A 13,952-nucleotide genomic window follows, 5' to 3' on the forward strand; every position below is an offset into this window, starting at 1 on the left:
ATCCCGGGGCCGGCCTCACGGCCGGACCCGGGAGGGAGCCTCAGACCTCTTCGACGCTGCTCGGCTCACGCCGCGACAGGTCGATACCAAGCTCCTCCGCAGCGCGGAAGACGTCCTCGTCGGTGTCGCGCATCTCGATCGACATACCGTCGCTGGAGAGGACCTCCACGTTGAGGCAGAGCGACTGCATCTCCTTGATGAGCACCTTGAAGGACTCGGGGATGCCCGGCTCCGGGATGTTCTCGCCCTTGACGATCGCCTCGTACACCTTCACGCGGCCGAGGACGTCGTCGGACTTGATGGTCAGCAGCTCCTGGAGGGCGTAGGCGGCACCGTATGCCTCGAGTGCCCACACCTCCATCTCACCGAAGCGCTGGCCACCGAACTGGGCCTTACCACCCAGCGGCTGCTGGGTGATCATCGAGTAGGGACCGGTCGACCGGGCGTGCAGCTTGTCGTCGACCAGGTGGTGCAGCTTGAGGATGTACATGTACCCGACCGAGACCGGGTGCGGGAACGGCTCGCCGGAGCGGCCGTCGTACATCTTCGCCTTGCCGGTGCCGTCGATCAGACGGACGCCGTCGCGGGTCTTGTTGGTCGAGTCGAGGAGACCGGTGATCTCCTCCTCGCGCGCACCGTCGAAGACCGGGGTGGCGACGTTGGTACCGGGGGCACCCTGGTCGGCCGCGATCGCCCGGAGGCGACCCTTCCAGTCCTCGTCGTCGCCCTCGACGCTCCAGCCGGTCTTGGCGATCCAGCCGAGGTGCGTCTCCAGGACCTGACCCGGGTTCATGCGGGACGGGACACCGAGCGGGTTGAGGATGATGTCGACCGGGGTGCCGTCCTCCAGGAACGGCATGTCCTCGACCGGCAGGATCTTCGAGATGACGCCCTTGTTGCCGTGGCGACCGGCGAGCTTGTCACCGTCGGTGATCTTGCGCTTCTGCGCGACGTAGACGCGCACGAGCTGGTTCACGCCCGGCGGCAGCTCGTCGCCGGCCTCGCGGTCGAACACGCGGACGCCGATGACCTTGCCCGACTCGCCGTGCGGGACCTTGAGCGAGGTGTCGCGCACCTCGCGCGCCTTCTCGCCGAAGATCGCGCGGAGCAGGCGCTCCTCCGGGGTCAGCTCGGTCTCGCCCTTGGGCGTGACCTTGCCGACCAGGATGTCGCCGGGTACGACGTCGGCGCCGATCCGGATGATGCCGCGCTCGTCCAGGTCCGCGAGGACCTCCTCGGAGACGTTCGGGATGTCCCGGGTGATCTCCTCCGGGCCGAGCTTGGTGTCCCGGGCGTCGACCTCGTGCTCCTCGATGTGAATCGAGGAGAGGACGTCGTCCTGCACCAGACGCTGCGACAGGATGATCGCGTCTTCGTAGTTGTGGCCCTCCCACGGCATGAACGCCACGAGCAGGTTTTTGCCGAGGGCCATCTCGCCCTCTTCGGTGCACGGACCGTCGGCCAGCACCTGGCCGGCCTCGACCCGCGCGCCCTCGTCGACGACGACCTTCTGGTTGAAGGACGTGCCCTGGTTCGAGCGCATGAACTTCTGCACGCGGTACGTGGTGTACGTCGCGTCGTCGTTCATCACGGTGATGTAGTCGGCCGAGACGTCCTGGACCACGCCCGGCTTCTCGGCGGTGATCACGTCGGCGGCGTCGACCGCGGCGCGGTACTCCATGCCGGTGCCCACCAGCGGGGACTCCGCCTTCAGCAGCGGCACGGCCTGGCGCATCATGTTCGAGCCCATCAACGCGCGGTTCGCGTCGTCGTGCTCGAGGAACGGGATCATCGCGGTCGCGACCGACACCATCTGGCGCGGCGAGACGTCCATGTAGTCGACTTCGTCGCCGGGGATGTAGTCGATCTCGCCGCCGCGGCGACGCACGAGCACACGGGCCTCGGCGAAGACGTCGTCTTCCTTGAGCGGCGCGTTCGCCTGGGCGATGACGAAGCGGTCTTCCTCGTCGGCCGTCAGGTAGTCGATGCCGTCGGTGACCCGGCCCTCGATCACCTTGCGGTACGGGGTCTCCACGAAGCCGAACGCGTTGACCCGACCGTAGGACGCGAGCGAGCCGATCAGGCCGATGTTCGGGCCTTCGGGGGTCTCGATCGGGCACATCCGGCCGTAGTGCGACGGGTGCACGTCACGGACCTCGAAGCCGGCCCGCTCACGGGAGAGACCACCGGGGCCCAGCGCGGACAGACGACGCTTGTGGGTCAGGCCCGACAGCGGGTTCGTCTGGTCCATGAACTGGGACAGCTGGCTGGTGCCGAAGAACTCCTTGATGGAGGCGACGACCGGCCGGATGTTGATCAGGGTCTGCGGCGTGATCGCCTCGACGTCCTGGGTGGTCATCCGCTCGCGGACGACGCGCTCCATCCGGGCCAGGCCCGTACGGACCTGGTTCTGGATGAGCTCGCCGACGTTGCGCAGACGACGGTTGCCGAAGTGGTCGATGTCGTCGACCTCGACCACGATCTCCTGGCCGGACGCGCCTTCCATGGCCTCTTCGCCGGCGTGCAGCTTGACCAGGTACTTGATGGTCGCGATGACGTCTTCGACGGTCATGACGCCGGCGTCCAACGCCTGCTCGACCCCGAGCTTCTTGTTCACCTTGTAGCGGCCGACCTTGGCGAGGTCGTAGCGCTTCGGGTTGAAGTAGAGGTTCTCGAGCAGGGTCTGCGCGGCCTCGCGGGTCGGCGGCTCCCCCGGACGCAGCTTGCGGTAGATGTCCAGCAGCGCGTCGTCTTGGCCCTGGGTGTGGTCCTTCTCCAGGGTCTGCCGCATCGACTCGTACTGGCCGAACTCCTCGAGGATCTGGGAGTCGGTCCAGCCGAGCGCCTTGAGCAGCACGGTGACGCTCTGCTTGCGCTTGCGGTCGATGCGGACACCGACGGTGTCGCGCTTGTCGATCTCCAGCTCCAGCCAGGCACCACGCGAGGGGATCACCTTCGCGCTGAAGATGTCCTTGTCGGACGTCTTGTCGACCTGGCTGTCGAAGTAGACACCCGGGGAGCGAACGAGCTGGGACACCACGACACGCTCGGTGCCGTTGATGATGAAGGTGCCCTTGTTCGTCATGAGCGGGAAGTCGCCCATGAAGACCGTCTGGCTCTTGATCTCGCCGGTCTCGTTGTTGGTGAACTCGGCGGTGACGAACAGCGGCGCCGAGTAGGTGAAGTCGCGCTCCTTGCACTCCTCGATGGAGTTCTTCGGAGGCTCGAACCGGTGGTCCCGGAACGTCAGGGACATCGACCCGGAGAAGTCCTCGATCGGGGAGATCTCTTCGAAGATCTCTTCGAGGCCGGACTTCGTGGGCACATCCTGTCCGCCCGCGAGGGCGGCCTCGACCCGTGCCTTCCACGCACTGTTGCCGAGCAGCCAGTCGAAGCTCTCGGTCTGCAACGCGAGAAGGTTCGGAACCTCCAGGGGTTCCCTGATCTTGGCGAAGGAGATGCGGAGCGGGGCAGTGGCGGCGCCGGGGTTGGTAGCGGAGGCGGTGCGCGAGGCGGCCAAGAGGGGTCCTTCCGAGGGCTCGGACTCACTATGCGCATACAAGACGGCCCGGGTTCATACACCGGGAGAAGTCGATAGGCAGCGCAAAGGGTCAGTGTAGCCACAAGGCACACCGCTGTCCAGCCCCTACGAAGGGCCGGTCCACAACCCGGATTCAGAAACCATCCGGCAACCGTGCTTCAGGGGTGCGTCCGAAGAATTGCGCGCCCCGAACCGTTCGTCAAGGGGTTGCTTTCCCCCTCAGAGCCGACGGAACCCTTCCGCGGACCGAGAAAACCGGACGGAGGTCCCGATCCCGCGGCCTGCGACGAGAGTCTCGTCACAGTGGCCGACCGCGCTCGCGGAGAGCCTCGGGAAGCCTGGAAAACACGGTAGACCGGCGGTCCGACAACGACCGGATCCGGCGCTCGGAAGTCGCCGCGCGCGCCGTGGCGCGCGCCCTCGCCGAGGGGCGACGGGCCTGGTACGAAGGGGTCCGACGGGTGCCGAGGGTGTTGGGAGTATCACCCTTTCGAGCGAGGCCGACAGGGGTATCCCCACCCTCGCGCGGCCCGCTGCGGCGCTCGGCCGAGGAGGTGCGGCGCCCCCGGAGAACCCCGGAAAAGCCCGAAGGCGACCGCCCTGACGGACGATCGCCTTCGGTGATGCCACCCGGGGGCGGCGTCGAATTACTTGACCTCGACCGAGGCGCCGGCGCCTTCGAGGGCAGCCTTCGCCTTCTCGGCGGCCTCCTTCGAGACCTTCTCCAGGAGCGCCTTGGGGGCGGAGTCCACGAGGTCCTTGGCCTCCTTCAGACCGAGGCTCGTGAGCGCGCGCACCTCCTTGATGACCTGGATCTTCTTGTCGCCGGCACCCGTGAGGATGACGTCGAACTCGTCCTGCTCCTCGACGGCCTCGGCGACAGCGCCCGGGCCGGCGGGGCCCGCGACGGCGACCGGGGCGGCAGCCTTCACGTCGAAGGTCTCCTCGAACAGCTTCACGAAGTCCGCGAGCTGGATGAGGGGCATGGCCTTGAACTCTTCGATGAGCTCTTCGTGGGTGAGCGCCATGATCGGCGGTCCTTCCTGATCAATTCGGCTGGTGCCGGGTGGTGTGGATGGGCGGGGGCGCTGCCCCCGGCGACGTCGGTCGCGACTGCCGAACTACTACTCGGCGGTCTCGGCCTCGGCGGCGGGAGCCGGCTCGCCGGCACCGCCCTGCTCGACCTTCGCCCGAAGCGCGTCCGCGGTGCGGACGAACTGCGAGAGCGGAGCCTGGAAGGTCGCCGCGGCCTTGGCCATGGATCCCTTCATGGCACCCGCCAGCTTGGCGAGCAGCACCTCGCGGGACTCGAGGTCCGCGAGCTTCTTGATCTCGTCGGCGCTGAGCGCCTTGCCCTCAAGGACGCCGCCCTTGATGACGAGAAGGGGGTTCGCCTTGGCGAAGTCACGCAGGCTCTTCGCGGCCTCCACGGGGTCACCCGTGACGAACGCGATCGCGGACGGGCCCTCGAGGAGGTCGTCGAGCTGATCGATGCCCGCCTCGTTGGCGGCGATCTTGGTCAGCGTGTTCTTCACCACGGCGTACTGCGCGTTCTCACCGAGCGAACGACGCAGCTCCTTGAGCTGCGCGACGGTGAGCCCGCGGTACTCGGTCAGCACTGCGGCGTTCGAGTCACGGAACTGCTCCGTGAGCTCGGCGACCGCGGCCGCCTTGTCGGGCCTCGCCATAGGGCTGGCCTCCTTCCGCGATGCGATTGCCGATCGACCGTGGCCGGTCGATCGTGTGCCGGATGAATACGCCGGTCCGCAGGGCGGAAGGGGTCCACATACGAAAAACGCCCCGGCGCAGGCGCACGGGGCGTACATCCTCGAATCACGCGCCATGCGCGTGCCTCGGGGGCAACGTCTCACGTTCACACCTGCGCAGGTCGTCCGCGATGCGGAACCTTCGTTTGCCGACCCTGCCTTACGGCACGACGACAACGACCGACGGTCTTTGGCTTGGACTCAAGGTACGCGACGGCACTCGTTCGGAGCAAATCGGTTGCCGGCGAGCGGGCAACGACGGTTCTTCCGGCGGGCTTTCGGCCCGTCCTCGGTGCCCGCGCCCCGGTCGGCCGGGCGGGGACGAACGTGCCGAGGCCCGGCACACCGTGTGGTGTGCCGGGCCTCGTTCGCGTGCGGGGCGGTCAGACCGCCTCTTCCTCCACCAGGAGGTTGCGGGTGCGGTTGGGGTCGACCTGGATGCCGGGGCCCATCGTGGTCGAGACGCCGACCTTCTTGATGTAGCGACCCTTGGCGGCCGACGGCTTCGCGCGGAGCACCTCTTCGAGGGCGGCGGCGTAGTTCTCGACGAGCTGGGTGTCGTCGAACGTCGTCTTGCCGATGATGAAGTGCAGGTTCGAGTGCTTGTCGACGCGGAACTCGATCTTGCCGCCCTTGATCTCGTTCACGGCCTTCGCCACGTCGGGCGTGACCGTGCCGGTCTTCGGGTTGGGCATGAGGCCACGCGGGCCGAGCACGCGGCCCAGGCGGCCGACCTTGCCCATCAGGTCCGGGGTGGCGACGACGGCGTCGAAGTCGAGCCGACCCTTGGCGACCTCGTCGATGAGCTCGTCGGAACCGACGATGTCGGCGCCGGCGGCCTTGGCAGCCTCGGCACGGTCACCGGTCGCGAAGACCAGGACCCGGGCGGTCTTGCCGGTGCCGTGCGGGAGGATGACGGTGCTGCGGACCATCTGGTCGGCCTTGCGCGGGTCGACGCCCAGACGCATGGCCACCTCGACGGTGCCCGCGAACTTGGTGGGCGAGGTCTCCTTGGCCAGACGAACGGCCTCGAGGGGCGAGTAGAGCCGCTCGTGGTCGATCTTGGTGTCGGCCTCGCGGTAGGACTTGCTGCGCTTCACTGAAAGCTCCTGGAATTCTGAAAGGAGTTGTGGTGGGAGCGGGTCGCGCGGACCCTTCCACTCCGCGGGGCCGTGGGCTTTCGCGCACGTCCTCGCGTCGGTTCCGGTACTGCCTGACTGCGGGGCTCGATCAGCCCTCGACCGTGATGCCCATCGAACGCGCGGTGCCGGAGATGATCTTCTCGGCGGCGTCGATGTCGTTGGCGTTCAGGTCGGCCATCTTGGTCTGCGCGATGCCGCGGATCTGCTCGCGGGTGACCTTGGCGACCTTGGTCTTGTGCGGCTCGCCCGAGCCCTTCTCGACACCGGCGGCCTTGAGGATCAGGCGCGCGGCCGGCGGCGTCTTCGTCACGAAGGTGAAGGAACGGTCTTCGTAGACCGAGATCTCCACCGGGACGATGTCGCCACGCTGCGACTCGGTCGCGGCGTTGTAGGCCTTGCAGAACTCCATGATGTTGACGCCGTGCTGACCCAGCGCGGGGCCGACCGGCGGGGCCGGCGTGGCTGCGCCGGCCTTGATCTGCAGCTTGATGATCGCTGACAGCTTCTTCTTCTTGGGAGGCATTTTTTCCGGGTCCTTCGACGAGATGTACGTCCCGATCACCACGCGGAGCGCGGACGTGTTCGGGCCCGCCACGCGGTGCGGCGCCCCCTCAACGATAACCACCGTTGTGAGGGCGCCTTGTCCACCACCCGGATGCGACCCCGGCGAAACGGGGTCCCACCTGGGGGAAGTATCAGTTCTTCTGGATCTGGTTGAACGAGAGCTCGACCGGCGTCTCGCGCCCGAAGATCTCCACCAGGCCCTTGACCTTCTGCGAATCGGCGTTGATCTCGTTGATCGTCGCCTGCAGCGTCGCGAAGGGACCGTCGATGACGGTGACCGAGTCGCCGACCTCGAAGTCGAGCACCTTGACCTCGGTCGTGCTCTTGGCACCGCTGCCGCCGCCGGTCGCCTTCTCCTCCTCGGGGGCGAGGATCTTGACGACCTCGTCGAGGGTGAGCGGGAAGGGCTCGTGCGCGTTGCCGACGAAGCCGGTGACACCGGGGGTGTTCCGGACGGCGCCCCACGACTCGTTCGTCAGGTCCATCCGCACCAGCACGTAGCCGGGGAACTTGTTGCGCTTGACGGTCTTGCGCTGGCCGTTCTTGATCTCGACGACCTCTTCCTGCGGCACCTCGACCTGGAAGATGTAGTCCTCCATGTTGAGCGAGGTGGTGCGGGACTCGAGGTTGGCCTTCACGCGGTTCTCGTAGCCGGCGTACGAGTGGATGACGTACCACTCGCCCGGGGCGCGGCGGAGCGCTTCCTTGAAGTCCTCGATCGGGTCGCCCTCGGGGGCGTCCTCGAGCTCGGCGTCGTCCTCGGCGGCCTCGGCGTCGTCCTCGAACTCTTCGTCGTCCACGCCCTCGGCGTCGTCCTCGGTGGCCTCGGCGTCTTCCACTTCGTCATCGGTGGAGACGGCCGGGGCCTCGGCCGCGTCCTCGAGGGCGTCCTCGAGAGCAGCGGCCTCCGCCTGCTCCGACAGGGCCGCCGTCTCGTCGGCGGAGTTGTCGGCGGACAGGTTCGGGTCAGACACGTTGGGTGCTTCTTCCTGGCTGGGGGTCGAACGGTCGTTGCAGGCGCGCTGCGCAAGGGTGGGGCTCAGCCGAAGATGGCGAGCGCTGCCTTCGCGAAGCCGAGGTCGAGTCCGTAGACGATTCCGATGATCATCAGACAGAACACGATGACCACCGTGGTGTACGTGCTCAGCTCGTTGCGGGTCGGCCAAACGACCTTGCGCAGCTCGGCGATGATTTGCCGGTAGAAGAGAGCCGCCCGCGCGAACAGGTTTTTCTTCTTCTGCTCCGGCTTGCCCGAAGAGCCCTTCGGGCGGTTCGCCCGGCGACCGCCGGGGGGCTCGTCGTCGGAGCCGCGGCCATCAGAGCTGCTGTGCTCAGGCGTAGCCGTGGAGCCGTGGGCCTCCGTCAACTCGTCCTCACCTGATCCGGTCCGACCGTGGATCACCGACGGGGTTGTCGGCGCCGACAGTTTGCGCTGACTGCGTGCGAGTCACGGTCGATCCGGGGATCGACCGCGGTCACACATCGCAGGGCACGAGGGACTTGAACCCCCAACCCCCGGTTTTGGAGACCGGTGCTCTGCCAATTGAGCTAGTGCCCTTCATCCGGTCATCAACCTAGCGGAGTCGCCGACCCGAGAACACGAAATTTTCGGGCGCGGCAGCACGCAGGTTGGGACCGCCAAGCGTCGAGTGTACGGGGTCGAGTGCGTCAGGTCGAACCCGTGCCGCGCGGGCCGGCCGTCGGGCGCCGCCGGCCCGTTTTCCGCGTGCCCCCGGTGGGACCGGAATGGCACCATGCCGGGCATGACGGCTCCCACCTCCAGTTCCCCGTCCGTACCCGCGTCCGAGCGTCGGATCTCCGCCCTCGTCGGCGCCATCGCCGAGTCCGCGACGCTCGCGGTCGATGCCAAGGCCAAGGCGCTCAAGGCGGCCGGTCGCCCCGTGGTCGGCTTCGGCGCCGGCGAGCCGGACTTCCCGACGCCCGACTACATCGTGGACGCGGCGGTCGCGGCGTGCCGCGAGCCCGGGTTCCACCGGTACACCCCGGCCGGCGGGCTGCCGGAGTTGAAGGCCGCGATCGTCGCCAAGACACTGCGCGACTCGGGCCTGGCGGTGGAGCCGGACCGGGTGCTCGTCACCAACGGCGGCAAGCAGGCCATCCACGAGGCGTTCGCCGCCATCCTGGATCCGGGCGACGAGGTGCTGGTGCCCGCGCCGTACTGGACCACCTACCCGGAGTCGATCAAGCTCGCGGGCGGGGTTCCGGTGGCGGTGGTCGCCGACGAGACCACCGGCTATCTGGTGTCCGTCGAGCAGTTGGAGGCGGCGCGCACCGAGCGCACCAAGGTGCTGGTGTTCGTCTCGCCGTCGAACCCGACCGGCGCGGTGTACACGCGGGCCCGGACCGAGGCGATCGGGCGCTGGGCGGTCGAGCACGGGCTGTGGGTGCTGACCGACGAGATCTACGAACACCTGGTCTACGACGACACCGCGTTCGTCTCGATGCCGGTGGTGGTGCCGGAGCTGGCGGATCGCTGCGTGATCGTCAACGGCGTCGCCAAGACCTACGCGATGACCGGCTGGCGGGTCGGCTGGGTGATCGGTCCCCGGGACGTGATCAAGGCCGCGACGAACCTCCAGTCGCACGCCACCTCGAACGTGTGCAACGTGGCGCAGGCCGCCGCGCTGGCTGCGCTGACCGGCGACCTGACCGCGGTGGACACGATGAAGGTGGCCTTCGACCGCCGCCGGCGCACGATCGTGCGGATGTTGAACGAGATCCCGGGTGTGCGGTGCCCCGAGCCCAAGGGCGCCTTCTACGTGTATCCGTCGGTCAAGGGGGTGCTGGGCCGAAGGATCCGCGGCGCCCGCCCGAGCAGCTCGGCCGAGTTGGCGAGCCTGATCCTGGACGAGGTCGAGGTGGCCGTGGTGCCGGGCGAGGCCTTCGGCACCCCGGGCTATCTGCGGTTGTCCTACGCCCTCGGCGACGACGATCTGGTCGAGGGCATCGGGCGGATCGCGCGGCTGCTGGCCGAGGCCGAGTAGGCGTCCGCGTGCCCTGGGGCCGTCGCACGGGAGACCGGGCGGCGGCCCTTTCGCGGCGGTCTTGGGTGCGGGCGCGCGGGTGGACACGGAGGCGTTCACGCGCCGGCCCCCGAAGTTTCCGCTCTCCTTCAGGGGGATCATCCGCGGTACCCCTCACGTGGACGGGGCCGGTGGTCCATGATCTGTGGATGGATCGTCCCGCACGCGATGTCCGCACCCTCCCGAAGGCTCATCTCCACCTGCACTTCACGGGATCCATGCGGTCGGAAACCCTGTTGGAACTGGCGGATCTGCACGGAGTGCGGCTGCCCGACTCGCTGACCTCGGGTCGACCACCACGATTGCGGGCCACCGACGAGCGGGGCTGGTTCCGCTTCCAGCGGCTGTACGACATCGCCCGCTCGTGTGTGCGGACCGCGGACGACATGCATCGGCTGGTCCGCGAGGCGGCCGAGGACGACCGGGCCGAGGGGTCGGGCTGGTTGGAGATCCAGGTGGATCCGACCTCGTACGCGCCTCGTCTGGGCGGACTGACGCCCGCGGTGGAGATCGTGCTGGACGCGGTGGAGGCCGCCCGCGCGGCGACCGGGATCGGGATCGCCGTGGTGATCGCGGCCAATCGCACCAAGCACCAATTGGAGGCGCGCACGCTGGCCCGGCTCGCCGCGCAGTACACCGATCGCGGCGTGGTCGGGTTCGGGTTGTCCAACGACGAGCGGCGGGGTCGGGCGCCCGCGTTCGAGCGGGCCTTCGAGATCGCCCGGCACGCCGGGTTGTTCGCGAACCCGCACGGTGGCGAGTTGGACGGGCCGCGCAGCATTCGCGAATGCGTGGACGTGTTGGGCGCGCGCAGGCTCGGGCACGGGATCCGGGTGGTGGAGGATCCCGAGCTGATGGCGCTGCTGGCGCGGCGGCGGATCGTGTGCGAGGTGTGCCCGGCCTCCAACGTCGCGCTCGGCGTCTACGACAAGGTCTCGGACGTGCCGCTGCGGAGGCTGTTCGAGGCGGGGGTGCCGATCGCGCTGGGTGCCGACGATCCGTTGTTGTTCGGGTCCCGGTTGGCCGCGCAGTACGAGCTGGCCCGGGACGAACACGGGTTCACCGATCCGGAGTTGGCCGAACTGGCCCGGCAGTCGATCCTCGGGTCGGTGGCGCCGGCGCAGGTACAGCGGGCGTTGCTGGACGGGGTGGACGGGTGGCTGGCGGCACCGGGTGCCGCGCCGGCGCCGGATCTGGTTCCGGCCCGGCCGCCGGTCGGGTGAGCCGGCGGGGGGCGCGGATTTCGGGCGGCCCGAGCGGTCAGAGCTTGGCGTTGATCAGGACCGGTTCGTTGACCAGGGTGACGCCGAACGTCGCGTGCACACCGTCCCGGACCTCGCGGGCCAGGGTGAGCAGGTCCTCGGTGCTGGCCCGGCCCCGGTTGGTCAGGGCCAGGGTGTGCTTGGTGGAGATCCGCGCCCGGCCCTGCCCGTAGCCCTTGGGGAAGCCGGCGCGTTCGATCAGCCAGGCCGCGGAGGTCTTGACGTGGTCGTCGCCGGACGGGTAGCGGGGCGGGGTGGCGTCGGGGCCCAGGTGCCGCGCGGCCCGCGCGGTCAGGTCGGCGAAGGCGTCGTGGGTCAGGATCGGGTTGGTGAAGAACGAACCCGCGCTCCAGGTGTCGTGGTCGGCCGGGTCCAGCACCATGCCCTTGCCGCGCCGCAGGCCGAGCACCGCGGCGCGGGCGGCCTCGACCGGGACCCGCTCACCGGGCTCGACGCCGAGCGCGCGGGCCAGTTCCGCGTACCGGATCGGCGCCGAGCGGCCGGCGTCGTCGCGCAGTCGAAAGCGCACCCGCAGCACCACGTAGCGGTCGTCGCCCTTGAACACGCTGTGCCGGTAGGTGAAGCCGCACTCGGCGGCGGTCAGCGTGCGCGGCGCGCGCTCGGTGCGGTCGTAGACCTCGACCGAGGCGATGGTCTCGGCGACCTCCTGGCCGTACGCGCCGACGTTCTGCACCGGGGTCGCGCCGGCGCTGCCCGGGATGCCCGCGAGGCATTCGATGCCGGACAACCCCGCGGCGACGGCGGCGGTGACCACGTCGTCCCACGGCACGCCGGCCTCGACGCTCACGTCGGTGCCGTCGACGCGGAGTCCGGTGGTGGCGATCCGCAGCACGTCGCCCGGGAAGCCGTCGTCGCCGACGACCAGGTTGCTGCCGCCGCCGAGCACGAGCAACGGGATGCCCTGCTCGTCGGCGGCGCGCACGGTCGCCAGTACCGCGTCGGTGGTCGTGGCCGTGTGGAGCCGACGAGCCGGACCGCCGAGGCGGAGGGTGGTCAGGGAGGCGAGAGGCGCGTCGGTTTCAGGCTGCACCGTTGGATTCTCGCATCACCCGACCGGGGCGGGACTCAGGCCAGCTGCACGATGGCCCGGGGCACGCCCAGGACCTTGGCGCCGGCGGCGGTGACCAGCAGGTCCACCCGGGCCCGGCGGTCGTCCAGGAGCACCGCGACCTTGCCGCTGACCTCGATGGTCGCGCCGTCGACGGTGTCGGGGACCACGACCGGCTTGGTGAAGCGCACACCGAACTCGATCAGCGCGCCCGGGTCGCCGAGCCAGTCGGTGACCACGCGCGCGGCCTCGGCCATGGTGAACATCCCGTGCGCGATGACGTCGGGCAGGCCGACCTCGCCGGCGAAGCGGCCGTTCCAGTGGATCGGGTTGAAGTCGCCGGAGGCGCCCGCGTAGCGGACCAGGGTCTCGCGGGTGACCGGGAAGCTGCGCGCGGGCAGTTCGGTGCCGACCTCGACGTCGTCGAAGGAGATCTTGGCGGTCATGATCAGGCCTCCGAGCCGGCGGCCCGGGCCACCAGGGACGAGAGCGCGGTGACGATGTGCTCGCCCTCCACCGTGGTCACCTCGGCGCGCGTGGTGAGGATGTCGTTGCCCGCGAGGGACTTGATGTTGTCCACGGTGGTCACCACGGTCAGTCGGTCGCCCGCGCGAACCGGCCGCGTGTAGGTGAACTTCTGGTCGCCGTGCACGACGCGCGAGTAGTCCAGGCCCAGTTCGGGGTCGTACACCACCTGGTCGGCCGCGCGCATGGTGACCACGATCGCGAACGTCGGCGGCGCGATCACGTCCGGGTGGCCGAGCGCCTTGGCCGCCTCGGGGTCGTTGTACGCGGGATCGGGGTCACCGATCGCCGCGGCGAACTCGCGGATCTTCTCCCGACCCACCTCGTACGGCTCGGTGGGCGGATACGTCCGTCCGATGAACTTCGCGTCCAGCGGCATGAAGCGGGTCTCCCTGATGGATGGGCGGGGCTGATGGATGGCGGACCGTTGCACCGCGGGCCGGCGGAGGCGGGCCGGCGCGGGCGACGTTGCGGAGAATACGACAACGAGGCCACCCCCCTTGCGGGGAGTGGCCTCGTCGGTGTCGTGGTGCGAACCGCTAGCGGGTTTCGCGGTGCGCGGTGTGCGCGTTGCAGCGGGGGCAGTGCTTCTTCATCTCAAGACGGTCCGGGTCGTTACGCCGGTTCTTCTTGGTGATGTAGTTCCGCTCCTTGCACTCCACGCAGGCCAGCGTGATCTTCGGGCGGACGTCGGTGGCAGCCACTGGAGTGCCTTCCTTGCGGTCAGGGGTGAATACAGCAAAAGCAGCCGATGCGGAGTCTCCCCCGAATCGGCTCGCTTGGTAGCGGCGACCGGACTTGAACCGGTGACACAGCGATTATGAGCCGCTTGCTCTACCGTCTGAGCTACGCCGCCTCAACGAGGCCCCCGCCTGTTCCCAGGCGGGGATCCCATCGTCTGAGCCCCAATACGGAATCGAACCGTAGACCTTCTCCTTACCATGGAGACGCTCTACCGACTGAGCTATTGGGGCGAGCAGGAAAACCATACACGCTGCCCGTCACCGATCGGAAATCGATTGGCGCAACGCCCCCGGCT

Annotated in this window: 13 protein-coding genes and 3 tRNA genes; 2 read left to right on the top strand and 14 right to left on the bottom strand. The window is 68.8% G+C overall.

Annotation, left to right across the window (positions count from 1 at the left end; translation table 11 throughout):
• Positions 1–40 precede the first annotated feature (40 nt).
• The 8 genes from rpoB to ACIRL2_RS37395 all read right to left on the bottom strand — a co-directional run bounded on the left by rpoB (position 41) and on the right by ACIRL2_RS37395 (position 8,571).
• On the bottom strand, positions 41–3,520 hold the full coding sequence (gene rpoB, locus ACIRL2_RS37360; RefSeq protein WP_360308749.1) for a DNA-directed RNA polymerase subunit beta: 3,480 nt from the start codon (positions 3,518–3,520) through the stop codon (positions 41–43).
• A gap of 668 nt (positions 3,521–4,188) precedes the next feature.
• On the bottom strand, positions 4,189–4,569 hold the full coding sequence (gene rplL, locus ACIRL2_RS37365; protein ID WP_395871699.1) for a 50S ribosomal protein L7/L12: 381 nt from the start codon (positions 4,567–4,569) through the stop codon (positions 4,189–4,191).
• Positions 4,570–4,665: 96 nt separating this feature from the next.
• On the bottom strand, positions 4,666–5,229 hold the full coding sequence (rplJ, locus tag ACIRL2_RS37370) for a 50S ribosomal protein L10 (RefSeq protein WP_395871701.1): 564 nt from the start codon (positions 5,227–5,229) through the stop codon (positions 4,666–4,668).
• 461 nt (positions 5,230–5,690) lie between these two features.
• Entirely contained in the window at positions 5,691–6,407 is a 717-nt protein-coding gene (gene rplA / locus ACIRL2_RS37375) for a 50S ribosomal protein L1 (protein ID WP_020549249.1), read from the bottom strand.
• Between the two features lie 130 nt (positions 6,408–6,537).
• Positions 6,538–6,972 carry a 50S ribosomal protein L11 gene (gene rplK / locus ACIRL2_RS37380; RefSeq protein WP_020549250.1) on the bottom strand — a complete coding sequence of 145 codons (435 nt, stop codon included), beginning with the start codon at positions 6,970–6,972 and terminating at the stop codon, positions 6,538–6,540.
• Between the two features lie 172 nt (positions 6,973–7,144).
• Positions 7,145–7,987: a transcription termination/antitermination protein NusG gene (gene nusG, locus ACIRL2_RS37385; RefSeq protein WP_402238264.1), complete on the bottom strand. Its 843-nt coding sequence runs from the start codon at positions 7,985–7,987 to the stop codon at positions 7,145–7,147.
• Between the two features lie 65 nt (positions 7,988–8,052).
• Positions 8,053–8,379: a preprotein translocase subunit SecE gene (gene secE / locus ACIRL2_RS37390; protein WP_079026295.1), complete on the bottom strand. Its 327-nt coding sequence runs from the start codon at positions 8,377–8,379 to the stop codon at positions 8,053–8,055.
• Positions 8,380–8,498: 119 nt separating this feature from the next.
• Positions 8,499–8,571: transfer RNA gene (locus ACIRL2_RS37395), tRNA-Trp, on the bottom strand.
• Between the two features lie 205 nt (positions 8,572–8,776).
• On the opposite strand from ACIRL2_RS37395, the gene ACIRL2_RS37400 reads away from it, so the two are divergent.
• Together ACIRL2_RS37400 and ACIRL2_RS37405 are read left to right on the top strand one after the other, a co-directional pair.
• Positions 8,777–10,018, top strand: coding sequence for a pyridoxal phosphate-dependent aminotransferase (locus ACIRL2_RS37400; protein WP_402238267.1), 1,242 nt, complete (start codon positions 8,777–8,779; stop codon positions 10,016–10,018).
• A gap of 188 nt (positions 10,019–10,206) precedes the next feature.
• The gene (locus ACIRL2_RS37405; RefSeq protein ID WP_395871706.1) at positions 10,207–11,280 is read left to right on the top strand and encodes an adenosine deaminase; all 1,074 of its coding nucleotides are present in this window, start codon (positions 10,207–10,209) and stop codon (positions 11,278–11,280) included.
• 37 nt (positions 11,281–11,317) lie between these two features.
• Here the strand turns inward: ACIRL2_RS37405 and ACIRL2_RS37410 are convergent, their stop codons facing one another.
• The 6 genes from ACIRL2_RS37410 to ACIRL2_RS37435 form a co-directional block, all read right to left on the bottom strand.
• Positions 11,318–12,370: a UDP-N-acetylmuramate dehydrogenase gene (locus ACIRL2_RS37410; protein WP_395871708.1), complete on the bottom strand. Its 1,053-nt coding sequence runs from the start codon at positions 12,368–12,370 to the stop codon at positions 11,318–11,320.
• Between the two features lie 35 nt (positions 12,371–12,405).
• Positions 12,406–12,834: a MaoC family dehydratase gene (locus ACIRL2_RS37415; RefSeq protein ID WP_402238270.1), complete on the bottom strand. Its 429-nt coding sequence runs from the start codon at positions 12,832–12,834 to the stop codon at positions 12,406–12,408.
• A gap of 2 nt (positions 12,835–12,836) precedes the next feature.
• Positions 12,837–13,292, bottom strand: a complete 456-nt coding sequence (locus ACIRL2_RS37420) for a MaoC family dehydratase N-terminal domain-containing protein (RefSeq protein WP_402238273.1) — start codon at positions 13,290–13,292, stop codon at positions 12,837–12,839.
• Positions 13,293–13,452: 160 nt separating this feature from the next.
• Complete coding sequence (gene rpmG / locus ACIRL2_RS37425; protein WP_004571794.1) at positions 13,453–13,617, bottom strand: 50S ribosomal protein L33; 165 nt, start codon at positions 13,615–13,617, stop codon at positions 13,453–13,455.
• Between the two features lie 76 nt (positions 13,618–13,693).
• Positions 13,694–13,769 (bottom strand) — tRNA-Met (locus tag ACIRL2_RS37430).
• Between the two features lie 45 nt (positions 13,770–13,814).
• Positions 13,815–13,887 (bottom strand) — tRNA-Thr (locus ACIRL2_RS37435).
• Between the last annotated feature and the right edge of the window lie 65 nt (positions 13,888–13,952).

Source organism: Embleya sp. NPDC127516, from assembly GCF_044765325.1.
GTDB lineage: Bacteria > Actinomycetota > Actinomycetes > Streptomycetales > Streptomycetaceae > Embleya.

Excerpts from the sequence above, each read along its gene's own strand:
- rplL (WP_395871699.1), bottom strand. The coding sequence starts at position 4,569 with ATGGCGCTCACCCACGAAGAGCTCATCGAAGAGTTCAAGGCCATGCCC.
- rplJ (WP_395871701.1), bottom strand. The coding sequence starts at position 5,229 with ATGGCGAGGCCCGACAAGGCGGCCGCGGTCGCCGAGCTCACGGAGCAG.
- rplK (WP_020549250.1), bottom strand. The coding sequence starts at position 6,972 with ATGCCTCCCAAGAAGAAGAAGCTGTCAGCGATCATCAAGCTGCAGATC.
- ACIRL2_RS37400 (WP_402238267.1), top strand. The coding sequence starts at position 8,777 with ATGACGGCTCCCACCTCCAGTTCCCCGTCCGTACCCGCGTCCGAGCGT.
- ACIRL2_RS37405 (WP_395871706.1), top strand. The coding sequence starts at position 10,207 with ATGGATCGTCCCGCACGCGATGTCCGCACCCTCCCGAAGGCTCATCTC.
- ACIRL2_RS37415 (WP_402238270.1), bottom strand. The coding sequence starts at position 12,834 with ATGACCGCCAAGATCTCCTTCGACGACGTCGAGGTCGGCACCGAACTG.
- ACIRL2_RS37420 (WP_402238273.1), bottom strand. The coding sequence starts at position 13,292 with ATGCCGCTGGACGCGAAGTTCATCGGACGGACGTATCCGCCCACCGAG.